The organism is Streptosporangium sp. G12, from assembly GCF_052983175.1.
In genome coordinates, this window is the sequence record NZ_JBRIQO010000017.1 from 31,601 (window position 1) to 47,932 (window position 16,332).

Below are 16,332 nucleotides of genomic sequence, written 5' to 3' on the forward strand. Positions count from 1 at the left end.
GCCACCCGCCCGCCCGCCTCAGGCGCGCGGGCCCGGAACGCGGCGGAAGGTGAAGGGCTCGCTCTCGCGGCCCGGGATCACGAACCAGCACTCGCCGGTGCCGTCGCTGTCGAGCAGCCGGACGAACGTGTCGACGACGGACGAGACGTCCAGGATCGGGAAGCCGAGTTGCTCCAGCACCGCCTTTCCCCCGCCGAGGATCGCGGTGTCGGCGAACGACGGGCAGAGGCCCTGTACCTTGATCCCCTGCGGCCGGAGGTCCTCGCCGAGCGAGCGGACGAGGCCGACGACGGCGTGCTTGTTGGCGGCGTAGACGGGGTCGGACGGGATGCCGACGATGCCCGCCATGCTCGCGGTCGCCACGATCGTGCCGCCGCCCGCCGCGCGCAGGGCCGGGATCGCGGCGTGCACCCCGAAGACGACGCCGTCGAGGTTGACGCCCATCGCCTGGCGGTAGCGCCGGACGTCGAAGTCCTCTCCCAGCCCGAAGCCCGTGGCGATGCCCGCGTTGAGGAAGGCGAGGTCGAGCCTGCCGTACCGCTCGACCGCGGTCGCCACCGCCGCCTCGTTGTCCTCCAGCCGCGACACGTCGCAGTGGACGTACGTCGCGCCCAGCTCGTCCGCGAGCTTCCCGCCCGCGACGTCGTCGATGTCGGCGAGCACGAGGCGGGCCCCGCCCTCGGCCAGCCGCCGGGCCACGCCCGCGCCGATGCCGTTGCCGCCGCCGGTGACGAGGGCGACCCTGCCCTCCAGATCGTCGCCGCGGACCACGTTGAACGCCTCCGCCGAGATCTCCGGCCCCTTCGCGCCCAGCCCGCTGAGCAGTCCGCCACCGCCGCCGCCCGCGGTGAACCCGCCCGTCTTCTCCGTACTCACAGCGGCAACCCTCCGGTGGCGGCGTTGGTCGAGCCCGTACTCCGGTACGCCGCGATCGTACGCTCGGCGATGCGCATCTGGTGGATCTCGTCGGCCCCGTCCGCGAAGCGGGCCCAGCGGGCGTGCTGGAGCATCTTGGCCAGCGGGGTGTCGGTCGAGTAGCCGAGCGCGCCGTGCACCTGGATCGCCCGGTCGACGATCCGGTTGAGGCTGTTGGCCACGAAGTGCTTCGACATCGAGACCTCGGTCCGGAAGTCCTCACCCTTGTCGATCTTCGAGGCGGCGTGCAGGACCATCAGCTTGCACTGGTACAGCTCCATGGCCGAGTCGGCGATCAGCCACTGGATGCCCTGTTTCTCGGCGAGCAGCGACCCGTGGCTGTAGCGGTTGAGCGCGCGGTCGACCATCATGTCGAGCGCCGTCTCGGCCTGGGAGATCCAGCGCATGCAGTGCGCCAACCGTGCCGGGCCCAGCCGGTACTGGCCGAGCCGGTGGCCGTTGCCGCGCCCGCCGAGGATCTGGCTGTCGTGCACCCGCAGGTCGGTGATGACGATCTCGCTGTGGCCGGTGGAGCCGTGCATCGTCTCGACCTCTCGGACGTCGTTCCACCCCTCCTGCGGGAGGTCGACGAGGAAGGCCGTGTTGCCGCCGCGCGAGCCCTCGGGCACGTCGAGTTCGGTCTTGGCGATGAGGATGGCGAAGCTCGACCGGCGGGCGTTGGAGATGAACCACTTGTGGCCGTTGATGACCCACTCCTCGCCGTCCTTGACGGCGTGGGTGCGGATGAGCGTGGGGTCGGAACCGGCCACCTCCGGCTCGGTCATCGCGAAGCACGACATCTTGTGGCCCTTGAGCAGCGGCTTGAGATACCTCTCCCGCTGCTCGTCGGTCCCCCAGTGCAGCAACGTGTGCATGTTGCCCTCGTCGGGCGCCGAGCAGTTGAGGACCCACGGCCCGAGCCGGGTCTTGGCCGCCTCGGACTGCACCATGGCCAGCTCGACGTGGCCGAGGCCCATGCCGCCCCACTCCTTGGGCATGTGCGGCAGCCACAGTCCCTCGGCCTGCGCCTTCGCCCGCAGGTCGAAGATGACGCGGATGTACTCGTCGCGCGCGGTGACCTTCCCTGTGTCGTCGAGGTCGTCGAAGCCGCTGACGGCCGGGATGATGGTCCCCTGCACGAAGGCCCGCACGCGGCGGCGGATCTCCTCGTGCTCGGGGGCGAGGGTGAAGTCGATGGCCATGGGGTCCTCCCCTTGCGGCGGCTGACAGGTCCGAAGGGCCGCCGGGCGGGGACTCCCCGCTGTGTGCCGCGACCTTGATGCGACTGCTTCATGATTTGATACACATGCATTATTACCCTAGCGACCGGTGCGTTCACCGGCAAGGCAGGAGCACGGCATGCCCCCTAACCCGGAAGCGACCGGCAGGCGCCTGGTCGCGGCGGCCGAGCGGCTGTTCGCCGAGCGCGGGATCGACGGCGTGTCACTCCGCGAGATCAACGGCGCCGCCGGGCAGCGCAACTCGACGGCGCTGCAGTACCACTTCGGGGACCGCGCGGGCCTGCTGGGCGCGGTGCTCACCAAGCACCACCCCGAGATCGAGGCGCGCCGCCACCAGCTGCTCGACGAGTACGAGTCCCGGGGCGACCTGCCGGAGGCCGAGGCCCGCCGCACCCTCGCCGCCGCACTGGTCCGGCCGATGGCCGCCAAGCTGGCCGACCCCGACGGCGGCCGGTACTACCTGCGGATCATGGAGCAGCTCGTCCAGCGCACGCCCCTCCCCGCCACGCGGAGCACGGACCCGGGGCAGAGCATCGACCGCTGGCGCGAGCTCGTGGCCCCGCTGCTGTCCGAGGTCGCCCTGCGCCGGCTGCACCAGCGCTTCATGGCGATCCGGGTCACGTACGTGGAGCTGGCCCGCCGCGCCGCCGGGCCCGAGGGAAAGGACGACCGGCTCTTCACCAGCCACCTGATCGACGTCGTGTCGGCCGTGCTGGCCACCGAGGTCTCCGAGGAGACCGCGCGGCTCCTGGGAGAGCGCGACAGGAGGCGCGGCGAGCGGGACAGGGAACGCGACGGCAGGGCCGGGGAGGTCTCGGAGAACCCCGAGAACACGGCCCACGGCACCGCCGGGCTCGGCGAGGAGAACGGGCTCGGCGGGGAGGGCGGAGGGCTCGGGCGTCAGGCGCCCGCGTGAGCCGCCTGGAAGGCACCTCCCGCCGAGTAGGTGACCAGCGTGGTCAGCACTTCCTTGACCGAATCGCGCCTGCGCACGTCGCAGAGGACGATCGGGGCCACGCCGTCCAGGCCCAGCGCCCGCCGTACCTTGATCGGGTCGTGCCGCCGCGCGCCGTCGAAGCAGTTGACCGCCACGACGAACGGGAGCCCGCGCTGCTCGAAGTAGTCCACGGCGGGGAAGCAGTCCTGCAGGCGGCGGGTGTCGGCGAGCACGACCGCGCCGAGGGCGCCGACGGACAGCTCGTCCCACATGAACCAGAACCTGTCCTGGCCCGGGGTGCCGAACAGGTAGAGCCAGAGCCCGTCGCGGATGGTGATCCGGCCGAAGTCCAGCGCGACGGTCGTGGTGATCTTGGACTCCACGCCCGCGGTGTCGTCCACGTAGATGCCGCGCTCGCTCAGCAGTTCCTCGGTGTGCAAGGGCCTGATCTCGCTGATCGTGCCGACCATGGTCGTCTTGCCGACCCCGAAACCGCCGGCGACGAGGATCTTGATGGCCATGGCCGGGCTGTCCACCGGGGCCATCTCCGGCTCAGAGGCCGCGTATTCCATGCAGCACTTCCCTGTAGATGCGTTCGTCGATCGTCTTCCCCATCGGCCGGGGCCTGTCGATGGTGACCAGGCCCTCACGGCGCAGTTCGCTGAGGAGTACGCGGGTGATGTTGAGCGGCAGTTTGAGGTGCGCGGCGACGTCCGCCACGGGGGTGGGCCGGCGGCACGTGGACAGCACGTCGAGATGCTCGGGCACCAGCCCGACCGGCTCGACGGGCATCTCGACGGTCGTGACGATGGCCACCAGATCGAAGCTCTCCCCGACCGGGCGCGCCCTGCCGCCGGTCACCCCGAAGAGCCTGATCAAAGGCCCGGGATCCTCTCCCGTCACGTCCTCGCACCGTTCCAGGCGGGCGCCGGGGCAGCTCCCCTCGGCTGCGCGGACAGGTGCTCGCCGACGCGCTTGACCAGCAGCGCCATCTCGTAGGTCACCATGCCCAGTTCGGCGTCGCCCGCGGCCAGCACGGCCAGCCTGGCCCCCTGCCCCGCCGCGGTGACGAACAGGAAACCGCCCTCCATCTCGATGATGGTCTGCCGCACGCCGCCGAGGCCGAAGTGCCGCCCCGCGCCCAGCGCGAGGCTGTGGCTTCCCGCCGAGATGGCGGACAGATGCTCGGCGTCCTCCCGGGTCAGCTCCCGGGAGCCGCCCATCGCCAGGCCGTCGGCGGACAGCACGATGGCGTGCCGGATACCGGTGACCCGCTGGGTCAGGTCGTCGAGCAGCCAGCTCAGTTCAGATCTGGGGTCGGGCATCGGAGTGGCCATCCTTTCGCTTCCACACGTCCAGTTCCTGCTCGGCCTGGCTGCGGCCCTGCTGCCAGCCTTGTTGCATGGACGACATGAGGTTTGAGAGCTCCTCGGGAGTGCGCGCGCTGACGTCGCGCTTCTCGGGGGAACGCGTCTGGCGGAGCTGGGGGGCCAGATTAGCCTGCCGTACCCGCATCGGCAGCCCGTCCAGGTCGTCGTCGGTGTCCGGTACGAACACGGCCCGCCGCACGGGCGTCGGGGGGGTGGGGTCGGGGGGCACCTCGCGCCGCTCCTGGGCGGGGAACCAGTTCTGCGTGGTCTCGGAGGCGTTGGCCGTCACCTCGTCCTGCGCGCCGGAGAGAACCTTGGGCCACTCCTCCGGTGTCGCGCTCAGCGCCCGGACGGACCCGCCCGCGTGCGCGCCTCCCTGCCGCGCCCGGTGCGGCGTGGCCTCCGCGGCCAGCGACGCGCAGGTGGCGAGCAGGTTCTGCGGCAGCAACACGATCGCGGTGGTGCCGTCGTACGGCGAGGGGCGCAACACGACCTTGATCCCGTGCCGGGCGGCGAGCCTGGCCACGACGAACAGGCCGAGCCGGTCGCTGTCGGCCAGGTCGAACTCCGGCGGATCGGCGAGCTTGGCGTTGAGCTCGTCGAGGTTGGCCTGGCTCAGTCCCAGTCCCCGGTCCTCGACCTCCAGCGCGAAGCCGTTGGCCGCGATCATGCTCCGTACGTGCACCACGGTGTTCGGCGGCGAGAAGATGGTGGCGTTCTCCACCAGCTCGGCGATCAGGTGGATCACGTCGGTGACCGCGGCGCCGACCAGCAGCGGCGCCTGCGGCATGGGGAGCACTGTGACGCGGGTGTAGTCCTCGACCTCCAGCACGGCGCTGCGCACCACGTCGAAGATCGGCACCGGGTCGCGCCACCTGCGGGCCGGGGCCGCGTCGGACAGGATGATCAGGTTCTCCGCGTGCCGCCGCATGCGGGTGGTCAGGTGGTCGATCTTGAAGAGACCCTCCAGGGTCTCCGGCTCCTCGACGCGGCGCTCCATCGTGTCGAGGAGCGTGAGCTGGCGGTGGAGCAGCGCCTGGTTGCGCCAGGCGAGGTTCAGGAAGACCTGGCCGACGCCCTTGCGGAGCGTCGCCTGGCCGACCGCGGCCTCCACCGCGGTACGCCGCACGGCGGAGAAGGCGTTCACGACGCGGTCGACCTCGGCGGTCTTCGCCGGGGCCAGTTCGGGGGCCTCGGTCGCCGGGTCCACGTCCTCGCCCCTGCGCAGCCGCTCGACCAGCCGGGGCAACCGCTCCTCGGCCAGTTCCACGGCCGACGCCTGGAGCCGCTTCAGCTCGGAGATCAGGGAGCGGCCGAACCGGTAGGAGGCCATGATCGAGATGATGATCGCGAGCAGGCCCAGTCCCAGGATCAGCGCGACCCGCAGGTAGGCGTCGTTCCTGAGCGTTTCGCCCTTGGCCGCGGCGCGGGCCAGCTCCTGCACGCTCTGCTTGGCGACGGCGCCGATGACGGCCTCGGCGTCGCGCTTCCACTCGCCGGCGTCCAGCGGAGGCTTGCCGATGAGGTTCCAGGAGAAGATCCTGTCCTCGTTGGCCTTGAATCGCAGGTAGGCCGGACTCTCGACGAACGTCTCGTACCCCGCCCGCAGCTCGGGCCCCATGTCCCGTTCCGCGTAGGCCAGGTGGTTTCTCCGGCTGGCCATCGCCGAGACGAAGGCCGCGTGCTCGGCGGGCGTCATCTCGCCACGCTTCATCGCGGCGGTGAGCACGGCGTGCTCCCTGCTCGCGTACTCGCCGGCGGTGCTGTAGGCGCCCATGCCGCGGACGACGCGGAAGGACGACACCTCGGCGATCGCGTCGGAGTCGCCGAACTGCCGGTTGGCGACGCTGACGAACTCGTTGTAGCCGTCGGTGACCTGGACGGGCTTGATCGCACCGCTGTCGGCGAAGGTGCGTATCTGGATGAGCCCGTCCATGGCCGCCAGCAGCGCCCGCACGTCCGTCGGGGCGTTGTCGGGCTCGTAGGCCTCGGCGGACGTGATCGCCTGGCGCACCAGGTCCAGCTTGGTGTTCGTGGCCCGCCGCTGCTCGGTGAGCGCCCTGCTGTGGGCGGTGGCGCCGGCCGCGTCGGCGGAGAACTGGCGCTCCCGCTGGATCTCGACGATCAGCTGCCGGATCGGCGCCCCGATCACCTGCCAGCGGTTCTGGGTCTGGGCGATGCCGGCGACCTGCGCGATGGTCGAGTAGGCGATGAACACCCACAGGACGATCAGCGAGAGCACGGGAAGCAGGAGGATCCGGAGGATCTTCCAGCGAATCGGAGGGGGGGAACTCATTCGACGTGTCCAATCCGCGGTTCCTGTGCGTGGCCGACAGCCGCGGGCGAGAAGTGCCCCGCGGTCGCACGCCGCGACTGGTGCGTGTGTGATTCGACACACTATGCCCATGGGACATATCGAGCTTCAAGCCACCAGAGCGAATATTGGGTATCAATGTTCGCGGTGAGCCGGGTGACCGCTTTATCGTGCAAACCAGGATTTTCGGCAATCACCCAGCTCACACCGGGTGCCGTCGAGAGCGGGCACCCCTCGCCCCTCGCCACGGATTGACATCATTCCGTCACCATTCGCCGCCGGCCGGCGGTCGCCCATCCGGCGATGGGCGACCGGGCCGGCGGGCCTGGATCAGCGGCGGGCGTCTTCGAGAACCCGCCGCGCGTCGCTCTCGAAGAAGCCGCGCGCGGACAGGGTGAGCAGGCCGCCGATCACCATGGGCACGATGAGGACGTACATGGCGGAGATGAGCGAGCCGGTGCCGTCGGAGGCGATGCCGACGACCAGCGGTCCGAACGCCGCGCCGGCGGTGATGAGGACCTGCAGGACGGCGAAGCCGAGGCCGCGGGAGGCCGCGCCGATCACGTCGGCGAGCGAGGCGGTCATGTTGGGGATGGCCATCGACGTCAGCACGCTGGAGGCCGTGACCACGACGCAGAAGGCCGCCAGGGAGTCCATCGTGAGCGCGACGGCCAGGACGAGCGACCCGGCCGTGATGCCCCCGCCGCCCGCCAGGAGCCTGCCGCCCTTGCGGGTGCCGTGCCAGCGCCGGCCGAGCCACGAGCCGATCAGGGTGCCCGAGACCACGCCGACGATGGTCATGAGACCGCCCAGCGAACCCGCGGCGGCGGGGCCGATGCCGAAGTTGCGCACCAGCAGCGAGGGCAGCCAGTAGAAGATTCCGGCCAGGCCCAGGCTGAGCAGCATCAGGCCGATGGAGACCGCGAGCAGGGTGCGGATGGTGAGGACCTCGCGCAACTGGCGGGCGAACGGCGGCTTGGGAGCGGGCGCCTCGGCGGTGGCGAGGCCGGAACCGGCGTCGAGGACGGTGCCGGGACCGGCGGGGGCCGCGTTGGCGACGAGCCGGTCGAGGTTGCCTCTGACGGGCTCGTGGAGCCGCCACGCGAGGAGTGCGGTGAGCACGCCCGGCACGACCATGATCAGAAACGCGCTGCGCCAGCCGAACGCCTCCGCGAGCACGCCGCCGAGCAGCGTGCCGACGCCCCCCAGGTAGGCGGTCACCCGGGTCCAGCCGTAGGCCTGGGCCCGGGTGACCGGGGGGTAGTAGTCGGCCAGGAGGCTGCCGGCGGCCGGATTGTCGATGCTCTCGGCGGCGGCGAGGAAGACGCGCATCGCGTAGAACATCGCGAACCCGGTGGCCAGCCCCGAGCCGAGCGTGGCCAGGGCCCAGCAGAAGACGACGACGGCGATGATCCGGGTGCGGCTGCGCCGGTCGGCGAAGTACCCGGCGGGCAGCGCGACGAGCGCGGCCGCCAGGGCGGAGGCGGTCGGTATGGAACCGGCGACGGTGTCGCTGAAGCCCCACTCGGCCTGGATGAGCGGCAGCACTCCGGACAGCAGGTTGAACTCGATGCGGTCGACCAGCCCGACGATGAAGAGCACGACCAGGGGGGCCCAGCCGTAGGGGGCACGAGACCCGGCGTCGACCTCTCCGTTGCGAGGCGCTCCGAGTTTCAGTCGTGGGGTGGTGGGCGTGTCGACCATGCGCCGGCCTTCCTGTAGCCAAAATCTAGAATCCGCTTCTAGAGCTTTGTTATGGAGGGTGGCACAGATCACAGCGCCGGTAAATGGCCGAAATACGAGATGTGAGATTCGGCGCGTCGCGGAGCCCGGTTCTCCTACGGACCGTCGCGAGGGGCGGACAGGGAGGACGGGGAAGGACCGCCCGCCGGACCCCGCGAGCCGTCCGGAACGGGACCCTCGGGCCTGTCCCGGGAACCCACACCGGCGGACCGGAAGCCGTCATTCGCGACCCGGTAGTCCTCCCGCGCGGCCTCGGGCTCGCGCACGGCCTCGGACTCGCGCACGGCATCGGACTCGCGGGCGGCCTCGGAACGGGCACGGCGGGCGGCCAGGTCGATCACGGTGCCCTCGCCGGTGGCGGTGAGCGCCGCCGCGAAGAGGATCAGCTGGTTGAGGATCTTGAGGAAGACGAGCATCCCCACGGCACCGGCGACGACGTGGTAGGCGGGATTGCCCACGGTCATCTCCAGGTAGACCTGGCCCAGGGACTTGAGCACCTCCAGCCCCGCGGTGATGAGCAGGGCGGGCCAGATGACCCGGCGCGACGACAGCCGCAGGCGCGGCGGAGCGCAGAGCAGGGCGATCGCCAGCATGGTGTTGACGGCCAGTCCGATCACGAACGCGGCGGCCGACAGCAGCCACCGCGACAACGCGTCGTCGACGCCCACCGTGTGCAGGAACAACCAGTTCAGCGCCGTCTCCGCGACGAAGGCCACCGCGAGCGAGGCGGACAGCAGCAGTCCCAGACCGGCCATCACCCCCAGGTCGACGACCTGGCGCATCACGAAGCGGCCCGGATACTCCTCGATCCGCCAGATGGCCCTGATCGCCGAGCGCAGGGCGTCCATCCAGAACAGGCCGGTGAGCGGCAGGCCGACGAAGGCGATCGCCCCCGCCGTGGCCCTGGCGCTCTGCAGCGCCCGTACGTCCAGGCGGGGGAAGTTCTCCGAGAGGTAGCCCTCGACGGCGCGCACCACCTGCGGGTCGTCGAGGACCTGCCCGATGACGGCGAAGCCGAGCAGCCCCAGCGCGAACACGGCGAAGAAGGAATAGTAGGTGAGCGCCGCCGAGAGCCGTCCGGCGTCCACCTCGTCGTAGCGCACTCCGGCGCGCACCAGGTGGTCCAGCCAGCCGTGACGATGACGAGCACGCGTCCACGCCCCGGCGATACGCGCGGTGAGACCCGTGACCGTCATACCAGGGTCTCTACCCCCGGCCCTCCCACCTACCACAACCGGCGCACCTCGCCCGCGCCCCGCCTCCTGCCGTCACGTGTCCCGCGTGACACCCGGCCGCCACACCGCCCGCGGAACGCCGGGCCGCCACAGGCTCACGCGACGTTCGGCAGCGACGGGACTCACGGGACGCCCGGCCGTCGCGCGTCCCGCGAGACACTCAGTCGTCGCCCGCCCTGCGGCCGAGGATCGAGTGGATCTCGAAGGAGGGGGCGCTGAAATCGGGAGCCGACATGATCTCCCGGACCTCCCGGAGCTGCCCGAGGGTCATCCCCGCCTCCACCAGACGGTCCTCCAGGTGGTGGCTGTTGCTGATCAGGAGGCCGAGTCCGGCGGAACCGCGCTCCCACACCTCGGTCCAGCTGGTCTGGTCGACGTCGACCAGACCCGCCGCCGCCATGTCCCGCGCGGCGGAGCCCCCCCAGGTCGGATCGCTGCCGGCCGCGCTCAGCACCCGGGCCATCGCCGTGACGTAGGCCCCGTACACCTCCCCCGCCCGCCCGCCGGAGGTGGGCGGCGCCACCCAGCGGGTGATGTCGATCTCGTCGAGCTGCAGCCAGCCACCGGGCCGCAGCGCGGCCCACAGGCGTCGCAGGACCTGGCGGCGCCGCGGCAGGTGGCTGAGCACGAGCCTGGCGTGGATCAGGTCGAACGCGGCCTCCGGCAGCGGGTCGGTGACGATGTCGTGGCGGGCCACGGTCAGCCCCGGCCTGGACGGGATCAGGCCCGGCTTGATGTCGGTCGCCAGCACGCGCCCGCCCGGCGCCACCCGATCGGCCAGCCAGAGGGCCACGCTGCCCCCGCCGGCCCCGACCTCCAGGCAGTTCCAGCCGGCGCCGACGCCGGTCAGGGCGAGGCGCTCGAAGGTCAGCGGATCCAGCAGCCGAGCGAGATAGTGGTGCTGGTCGGACGAGTGGTCCCCGTCGTTGTCGAACACGTAGTCGGACGCGGTCGCTGAGTTCTGCCCGGTCATCTGGACCCTTCCATGAGCGGTTACCTCGCCGCATGGTAGGTAGGGCGCCACGGGAAGTGACAGACCTCCGGCCGGACCTGGCCATCTTCTCTGGAGAACATATCCTCGCGGCTACAGTATGTCCGAATAAAGAACATATGTGCGATAGGTGAACAGTGCTGTATCACGAGATCGAAGGACCCGCCGACGGGCGGCCGGTCGTGCTGGCCGGCTCGCTGGGCACCACGCTGGAGATGTGGGATCCGCAGATGGAGGCGCTGACCGGGCACTTCAGGGTCGTCCGCTTCGACCACCGGGGCCACGGACGGTCCCCCGCGACCGGGAGGTGCTCGATCGCCGACCTGGCCGGTGACGTGCTGGACCTCCTCGACCTGCTGGAACTGCCGAAGGTGTCCCTCGCGGGGCTCTCGCTCGGCGGCATGGTCGGCATGTGGCTGGCCGCGCACGCGCCCGAGCGGATCGACCGGCTCGCGCTGCTGTGCACGTCGGCGAAGCTGGGCACCCCCGAGTCCTGGGCCGAGCGGGCGAGCGCGGTCCGCGAGGCGGGCACCGCGTCGATCGCCGAGACGGCCATGGCCCGGTGGTTCACCCCCGCCTTCACCGGGCGGGAACCCTACGCGACGATGCTCGGCGGCGTCTCCGCCGAGGGGTACGCCGCCTGCTGCGAGGCCGTCGGGGCCATGGACCTCCGCGCCGAACTGCCCCTGATCTCGGCGCCCACGCTCGTGCTCGCCGGGGCCGACGACCCCGCCACGCCGCCCGAGCACGCGGAACGGATCTCCGAGGGGATCGCCGGCTCCCGGCTGGTCGTCCTGCCCGGAGCGGCCCACCTGGCGAACGTCGAGCGCCCGGAAGCGGTCTCCGAGCACCTCGTCGGGCACTTCCTCCACGAGTGATCCGGAGTGATCCGGCGAAATACGGTGAGGTACCCCCGTGACGCCGGAAACAGGGGGGCACCATGGCGACCGTTGCCGAGCAGTTCATCGAGGTTCTCCGCCAGGCCGGGGTGGAACGGATCTACGGGGTGGTGGGTGACAGCCTGAACCCGGTGGTCGACGCCGTCAGGAAGGCCGGCGGCATCGAGTGGATCCACGTGCGCAACGAGGAGGCCGGGGCGTTCGCCGCCGCGGCCGAGGCACAGGTCACCGGGCGGCTGGCGGTCTGCGCGGGCAGCTGCGGGCCCGGCAACACCCACCTGCTCCAGGGTCTCTACGACGCCCACCGCAGCGGCGCACCGGTGCTCGCGCTGGCCTCGCACATCCCCTCCTCGGAGATCGGCACGGGCTTCTTCCAGGAGACCCACCCCGAGCGCCTGTTCGTGGAGTGCAGCCACTTCTGCGACATGATCGGCACTCCCGAGCAGATGCCCCGGGTGCTCCGTATCGCCGTCCAGCAGGCGATCGGCCTCGGCGGCGTCTCGGTCGTGGTGCTTCCCGGCGACGTGGCGCACCTGCCCGCCGCCCGCCCCACCGGCGAGCACGACGTCCTGACCAGGACCGGCACGGTCGTCCCCCACCCCGACCAGGTGGCCGAGCTGGCGGCGGCGCTGAACCGCGCCGAGAAGGTGATGCTGTTCTGCGGCGCCGGGACGCGCCACGCCCGCGACGAGGTCATGGCGCTGGCCGGACGCGTCCTGGCCCCGGTCGGGCACGCGCTGCGCGGCAAGGAGTGGATCCAGTACGACAACCCGTACGACGTGGGGATGAGCGGGCTGCTCGGGTACGGCGCCTGCTACGAGGCGATGCACGAGGCCGACCTGGTGGTGCTGGCCGGGACCGACTTCCCCTACGACGACTTCCTGCCGGGCGCGCGTACGGTCCAGATCGACCACGACGCGGCGCGGCTGGGCCGCAGGACCCCGCTGGAGCTGGCCGTGCACGGCGACGTCGGCGCGACGATCCGCGCGGTGCTGCCCCATGTCGCCCAAAAGACGGACCGCCGCCATCTCGACAGGATGCTGGGCAAACACCTCAAGGCGCTGGAGAACGTCGTGGAGGCGTACACCCACGACATCGAGCACCACCTCCCGATCCACCCCGAGTACGTCGCGAACCTGGTGGACGAGCTGGCCGCCGACGACGCGGTGTTCACCGTGGACACCGGGATGTGCAGCGTCTGGGCCGCCCGTTACATCAGTCCCGGCGAGCGCCGCCGCGTGATCGGCTCGTTCGTGCACGGGAGCATGGCCAACGCCCTCCCGCACGCCATCGGCGCCCAGTTCACGGACCGGCGCCGGCAGGTCGTCTCGCTCTCCGGGGACGGCGGGCTCGGCATGCTCCTCGGGGAGCTTCTCACCGTCCGGCTGCACGACCTGCCGGTGAAGACGGTGGTGTTCAACAACTCCTCGCTCGGCATGGTGAAGCTGGAGATGATGGTGGACGGGATGCCCGACTTCGGCACCGACCACGCTCCCGTCGACTACGCGGCGATCGCCGCCGCGGCCGGGATCGGGTCGCTGCGGGTGGAGGATCCCGCGGACGTACGGGAGGCCCTGGCCACGGCCTTCGCGACCCCCGGGCCCTTCCTCCTGGACGTGGTCACCGACCCGGACGTGCTGGCCATGCCGCCGAACATCAGCCGGGCGCAGGTGAAGGGGTTCGCCCTGGCCGCGGGCAAGATCGTGCTAAACGGCGGGGTCGGGCGCATGATCGAGATGGCGAAGGCGAACCTGCGGAGCATCCCGCGCCCCTGAACCGCACGGTCCCGGGCACCCGGGCCGACCCGTGCCGGATCCGGCCGGAATCGTCGGTGCCGAGGTTCACAATGGGCGCCATGGACAACTGGCGTGAGATCCGCGAGACGCTGCGCGAGTTCGCGCTGCGCCTGCCGGAAGCCTACGAGGACCACCCCTGGGGCGACACGGTCGTCAAGGTCAGCAAGAAGATCTTCCTCTTCCTCGGCGTCGACGAGCCGACCGAGAAGTGGAGCCCGAGCATCGGGGTGAAGTTACCCGAGTCGAACGGTCACGCGCTGGCGGTCGAGGGCGCCAGGCCGTCCGGCTACGGGCTGGGCAGAGCGGGGTGGGTGTCGATTCCCCTGACGGGTTCCGGCGCGCTCCCGGAGACCGAGATGCTCCTCGACTGGGTCGAGGAGAGCTACCGCGCCGTCGCTCCCAAGAGGCTCGTCGCCAGGCTCGACGCGCCCTCGCAGCCCGGCGACGAGTCGGCGCGCACCGGCGGGCAATCACTCTAGCCCCCTTCCCCCCACCTTTCCCTATTCAGTGGACGGGGTCTCGGCGTGTCACCACATGACCCTCAATCGCGACTGTAAGCATCATCACTGTCACGCTGAGTGGCTCGGTGTACCGACAAAAGCCGTATTTTCGGTCAGCGGATTGGTCGCGGCCGCGGACCACGCCTTGAAGGGAATGGTGTCTCCATGCTCACTCCCACCCCTGAAACAAGTGCCGCGACCAAGCGTGAACGGCACAAGGGGCGCCGGCCGACGAAAGGGCCGACGATGCTGGCCCTGGCCGGATCCCTCTCCGTGGCCCTCATCGCCCCCGTTTCCCCCGCGTCCCCCGCCCTCCCCTCACCCGCCACCGCGTCCGCGCTCAGCGACCCGCCACCCGACTCGGACTCGAACTCGGACTCGGACTCGTCCGTCAGGTCGACCAGCACCTCCACCAGCACCTCCACCAGCAATTCCGCCCCTGACGACACCGACTCCGAGACCGACACCGGTCCCAACAGCGAGACCACCACCGGCACCGGCACCGACTTCGGCACCGACGATGACGATGACGATGACGACGGCCCCCGCCACACGCTTCTGGAGCAGGCGCGCAAGAAATGCAAGCCGAGGTCCTTCTTCAGGTTCCACTCCTTCAGGCCGAGGAATTTCTTCGTTCCCCGTACGCGCTTCATCGACGGCCCCGGCGGCACGATGACGGTTTCGGTCACCCGGCAGCACCGCGTGTACGCCGAGATGGAAATCGAGCGGGAAAGAATCGGCGAGATCGACAGGGACGAGCTGATCCGCCAGTTGCGAAACATGGTGAACCCGTTGCTCGCCGAGGAGTACATCGTCGAGACCGGGCACGAATACGTGCAGGAGATCACCGACGGCAAGTACGGAAACATGTGGTACCGCGTTTTCGGTTACCGGGTGGGCTTCTCGGCGTGGCGGCAGATCTACAGCTGCCGGGTGCGCAAGATCGCCGCCGGAGTGGCCAACGTCCCCGCGCGGGTGGAGGGCTGGAGATACTGGGAGACCGACCACCCGATGTACAAGGGACGCCGCCTGAGCAGGCGCTGAGGCCCGCTTCCCTCAGCCGTCGCCCGCCTTCTCCCGGCCGGGACGCCTTTCCCTCAGCGGGATCCCCTTCTCCCGGGTGACGGTGATCTCAGGTGACGGTGATCTCAGGTGACGGTGAGGCGGTGGTTGTAGCGGTCGTCGCGCCAGTGCTCCTTCTCCAGCACCTCGGTCAGGATCACGGCAGCGTCGTGGACGTCCGCGAAACGGATGTAGAGCGGCGCGAACCCGAACCTGAGGACGTCGGGAGCCCGGAAGTCGCCGTGGACGCCCCGGTCGATCAGGGCGCGCATGACCGGGTAGCCGTCGGGGTGGCCGAAGCTGACCTGGCTGCCCCTGCGCTCCGGGTCGCGGGGCGAGACCAGCTCCAGCCCGTACGGCGCGCAGAGCTCCTCGACGAGCTCGATGAAGATCGATCCCAGCGCCACGCTCTTGGCCCGTACGGCGGCCAGGTCGACGCGCTCCCAGATGTCGAGCGAGGCGTTGAGCGAGGCGAAGGACATCACGTGCGGGGTGCTCACGGTGAAGCGCCGGATGCCGTCGGCGGGGCGGAAGCCGGGCTCGAACGCGAACGGCGCCGCGTGGCCGTGCCAGCCGGTCAGCATGGGCCGCGCCTCGGCCTGGTGGCGCGGGTGGACGTAGACGAAGGCCGGGGATCCCGGGCCGCCGTTCAGATACTTGTAGGTGCAGCCGACCGCGAAGTCGGCCGCCGAGACGTCCACCTGGTAGGCGCCGGCGCTGTGGCACAGGTCCCAGATCATCAGCGCGCCCGCCGCCTGGACCAGCGCGGTGACCGAGGCCGTGTCGTGGCGGGCCCCGGTCCGGTAGTCCACCTCCGACAGCAGCACGCACGCGACCTCGTCGGAGAGGGCGCCGGCGAGGTTGTCGACGCCGGTGACGTCGCGGATCTCGTAGCCGCCCAGCGCCTCGGCCAGTCCCTCGACCACGTAGCGGTCGGTGGGGAAGTTGGCCAGGTCCGAGATGACGACCCGGCGCCCGGGGCGCAGCCCCAGGGCGGCGGACACGGCCTTGACGATGGAGATCGAGGTGCTGTCGCCCACCGCCACCTGGCCGGGGCCCGCGCCGATCAGCGGGGCGAGCCGGTCGCCCGTGGTCAGCGGCAGGTCGAACCAGCCGGAGGTGTTCCAGGCGCCGACCAGGCGGCCTCCCCACTCCTGTTCCACGGTCCGCGTCACCGCCGCGGCCGCGGTCTTCGGCGGGGCGCCGAGGGAGTTGCCGACCAGGTAGATCGTCCCGTCGGGCAGGACGAACTCGTCCCTGATGTGCTTGAGGGGGTCGGCGGCGTCGAGCGCGACGCACTCCGCACGGCTGATGGCCACGAATCGTCTC

General features: G+C 70.8%; 15 protein-coding genes. 5 read left to right on the top strand and 10 right to left on the bottom strand.

Annotated features, from left to right (window positions below; all coding sequences use genetic code 11):
- Positions 1-18: 18 nt before the first annotated feature.
- Both ACVCAG_RS25165 and ACVCAG_RS25170 read right to left on the bottom strand, forming a co-directional pair.
- Positions 19-876, bottom strand: coding sequence for an SDR family NAD(P)-dependent oxidoreductase (locus tag ACVCAG_RS25165; RefSeq protein WP_440086688.1), 858 nt, complete (start codon positions 874-876; stop codon positions 19-21).
- Positions 873-2,117: an acyl-CoA dehydrogenase family protein gene (locus ACVCAG_RS25170; protein WP_440086689.1), complete on the bottom strand. Its 1,245-nt coding sequence runs from the start codon at positions 2,115-2,117 to the stop codon at positions 873-875. Before ACVCAG_RS25170 ends, ACVCAG_RS25165 begins: the two co-directional genes overlap by 4 nt.
- 157 nt (positions 2,118-2,274) lie before the next feature.
- Between ACVCAG_RS25170 and ACVCAG_RS25175 the strand changes: the two genes are divergently transcribed.
- Positions 2,275-3,072 (top strand): TetR family transcriptional regulator, encoded by a 798-nt coding sequence (locus tag ACVCAG_RS25175; RefSeq protein ID WP_440086690.1) that lies wholly within the window; start codon positions 2,275-2,277, stop codon positions 3,070-3,072.
- On the opposite strand, the gene ACVCAG_RS25180 is transcribed toward ACVCAG_RS25175, so the two are convergent.
- The 7 genes from ACVCAG_RS25180 to ACVCAG_RS25210 form a co-directional block, all read right to left on the bottom strand.
- Complete coding sequence (locus ACVCAG_RS25180) at positions 3,057-3,665, bottom strand: ATP/GTP-binding protein (RefSeq protein ID WP_440086691.1); 609 nt, start codon at positions 3,663-3,665, stop codon at positions 3,057-3,059. The two genes, ACVCAG_RS25175 and ACVCAG_RS25180, sit on opposite strands and share 16 nt — an antisense overlap.
- Positions 3,646-3,972, bottom strand: coding sequence for a DUF742 domain-containing protein (locus ACVCAG_RS25185; protein ID WP_440071312.1), 327 nt, complete (start codon positions 3,970-3,972; stop codon positions 3,646-3,648). The genes ACVCAG_RS25180 and ACVCAG_RS25185 overlap by 20 nt, the downstream gene beginning before the upstream one ends.
- 20 nt (positions 3,973-3,992) lie before the next feature.
- Positions 3,993-4,418 (bottom strand): roadblock/LC7 domain-containing protein, encoded by a 426-nt coding sequence (locus ACVCAG_RS25190; RefSeq protein WP_362695154.1) that lies wholly within the window; start codon positions 4,416-4,418, stop codon positions 3,993-3,995.
- Entirely contained in the window at positions 4,399-6,759 is a 2,361-nt protein-coding gene (locus ACVCAG_RS25195) for a nitrate- and nitrite sensing domain-containing protein (protein ID WP_440086692.1), read from the bottom strand. Before ACVCAG_RS25195 ends, ACVCAG_RS25190 begins: the two co-directional genes overlap by 20 nt.
- A gap of 348 nt (positions 6,760-7,107) precedes the next feature.
- Positions 7,108-8,481 (bottom strand): MFS transporter, encoded by a 1,374-nt coding sequence (locus tag ACVCAG_RS25200; protein WP_440086693.1) that lies wholly within the window; start codon positions 8,479-8,481, stop codon positions 7,108-7,110.
- Between the two features lie 134 nt (positions 8,482-8,615).
- Positions 8,616-9,716, bottom strand: coding sequence for a YhjD/YihY/BrkB family envelope integrity protein (locus tag ACVCAG_RS25205; RefSeq protein WP_440086694.1), 1,101 nt, complete (start codon positions 9,714-9,716; stop codon positions 8,616-8,618).
- A gap of 199 nt (positions 9,717-9,915) precedes the next feature.
- Positions 9,916-10,728 carry a methyltransferase gene (locus ACVCAG_RS25210; protein WP_440086695.1) on the bottom strand — a complete coding sequence of 271 codons (813 nt, stop codon included), beginning with the start codon at positions 10,726-10,728 and terminating at the stop codon, positions 9,916-9,918.
- A 155-nt stretch (positions 10,729-10,883) separates the two neighbouring features.
- Here ACVCAG_RS25210 and pcaD point away from each other — a divergent pair, with 155 nt between their 5' ends.
- The 4 genes from pcaD (at position 10,884) to ACVCAG_RS25230 (ending at position 14,985) form a co-directional block, all read left to right on the top strand.
- Entirely contained in the window at positions 10,884-11,624 is a 741-nt protein-coding gene (gene pcaD / locus ACVCAG_RS25215; protein WP_440086696.1) for a 3-oxoadipate enol-lactonase, read from the top strand.
- Between the two features lie 62 nt (positions 11,625-11,686).
- On the top strand, positions 11,687-13,420 hold the full coding sequence (locus ACVCAG_RS25220) for a pyruvate dehydrogenase (RefSeq protein ID WP_440086697.1): 1,734 nt from the start codon (positions 11,687-11,689) through the stop codon (positions 13,418-13,420).
- Between the two features lie 80 nt (positions 13,421-13,500).
- Positions 13,501-13,920, top strand: a complete 420-nt coding sequence (locus ACVCAG_RS25225; RefSeq protein WP_447190380.1) for an MmcQ/YjbR family DNA-binding protein — start codon at positions 13,501-13,503, stop codon at positions 13,918-13,920.
- Positions 13,921-14,106: 186 nt separating this feature from the next.
- Positions 14,107-14,985 carry a hypothetical protein gene (locus tag ACVCAG_RS25230; RefSeq protein WP_440086699.1) on the top strand — a complete coding sequence of 293 codons (879 nt, stop codon included), beginning with the start codon at positions 14,107-14,109 and terminating at the stop codon, positions 14,983-14,985.
- A gap of 104 nt (positions 14,986-15,089) precedes the next feature.
- On the opposite strand, the gene kynU is transcribed toward ACVCAG_RS25230, so the two are convergent.
- A complete protein-coding gene (kynU, locus tag ACVCAG_RS25235; protein WP_447190381.1) occupies positions 15,090-16,322 on the bottom strand; it encodes a kynureninase in 1,233 nt (410 codons plus the stop codon).
- Positions 16,323-16,332 lie beyond the last annotated feature (10 nt).

Coding starts and splice junctions, on each gene's coding strand:
- ACVCAG_RS25170 (WP_440086689.1), bottom strand. CDS start 2,117: ATGGCCATCGACTTCACCCTCGCCCCCGAGCACGAGGAGATCCGCCGC.
- ACVCAG_RS25175 (WP_440086690.1), top strand. CDS start 2,275: ATGCCCCCTAACCCGGAAGCGACCGGCAGGCGCCTGGTCGCGGCGGCC.
- ACVCAG_RS25180 (WP_440086691.1), bottom strand. CDS start 3,665: ATGGAATACGCGGCCTCTGAGCCGGAGATGGCCCCGGTGGACAGCCCG.
- ACVCAG_RS25190 (WP_362695154.1), bottom strand. CDS start 4,418: ATGCCCGACCCCAGATCTGAACTGAGCTGGCTGCTCGACGACCTGACC.
- ACVCAG_RS25195 (WP_440086692.1), bottom strand. CDS start 6,759: ATGAGTTCCCCCCCTCCGATTCGCTGGAAGATCCTCCGGATCCTCCTG.
- ACVCAG_RS25200 (WP_440086693.1), bottom strand. CDS start 8,481: ATGGTCGACACGCCCACCACCCCACGACTGAAACTCGGAGCGCCTCGC.
- ACVCAG_RS25205 (WP_440086694.1), bottom strand. CDS start 9,716: ATGACGGTCACGGGTCTCACCGCGCGTATCGCCGGGGCGTGGACGCGT.
- ACVCAG_RS25210 (WP_440086695.1), bottom strand. CDS start 10,728: ATGACCGGGCAGAACTCAGCGACCGCGTCCGACTACGTGTTCGACAAC.
- ACVCAG_RS25220 (WP_440086697.1), top strand. CDS start 11,687: ATGGCGACCGTTGCCGAGCAGTTCATCGAGGTTCTCCGCCAGGCCGGG.
- ACVCAG_RS25225 (WP_447190380.1), top strand. CDS start 13,501: ATGGACAACTGGCGTGAGATCCGCGAGACGCTGCGCGAGTTCGCGCTG.
- ACVCAG_RS25230 (WP_440086699.1), top strand. CDS start 14,107: ATGCTCACTCCCACCCCTGAAACAAGTGCCGCGACCAAGCGTGAACGG.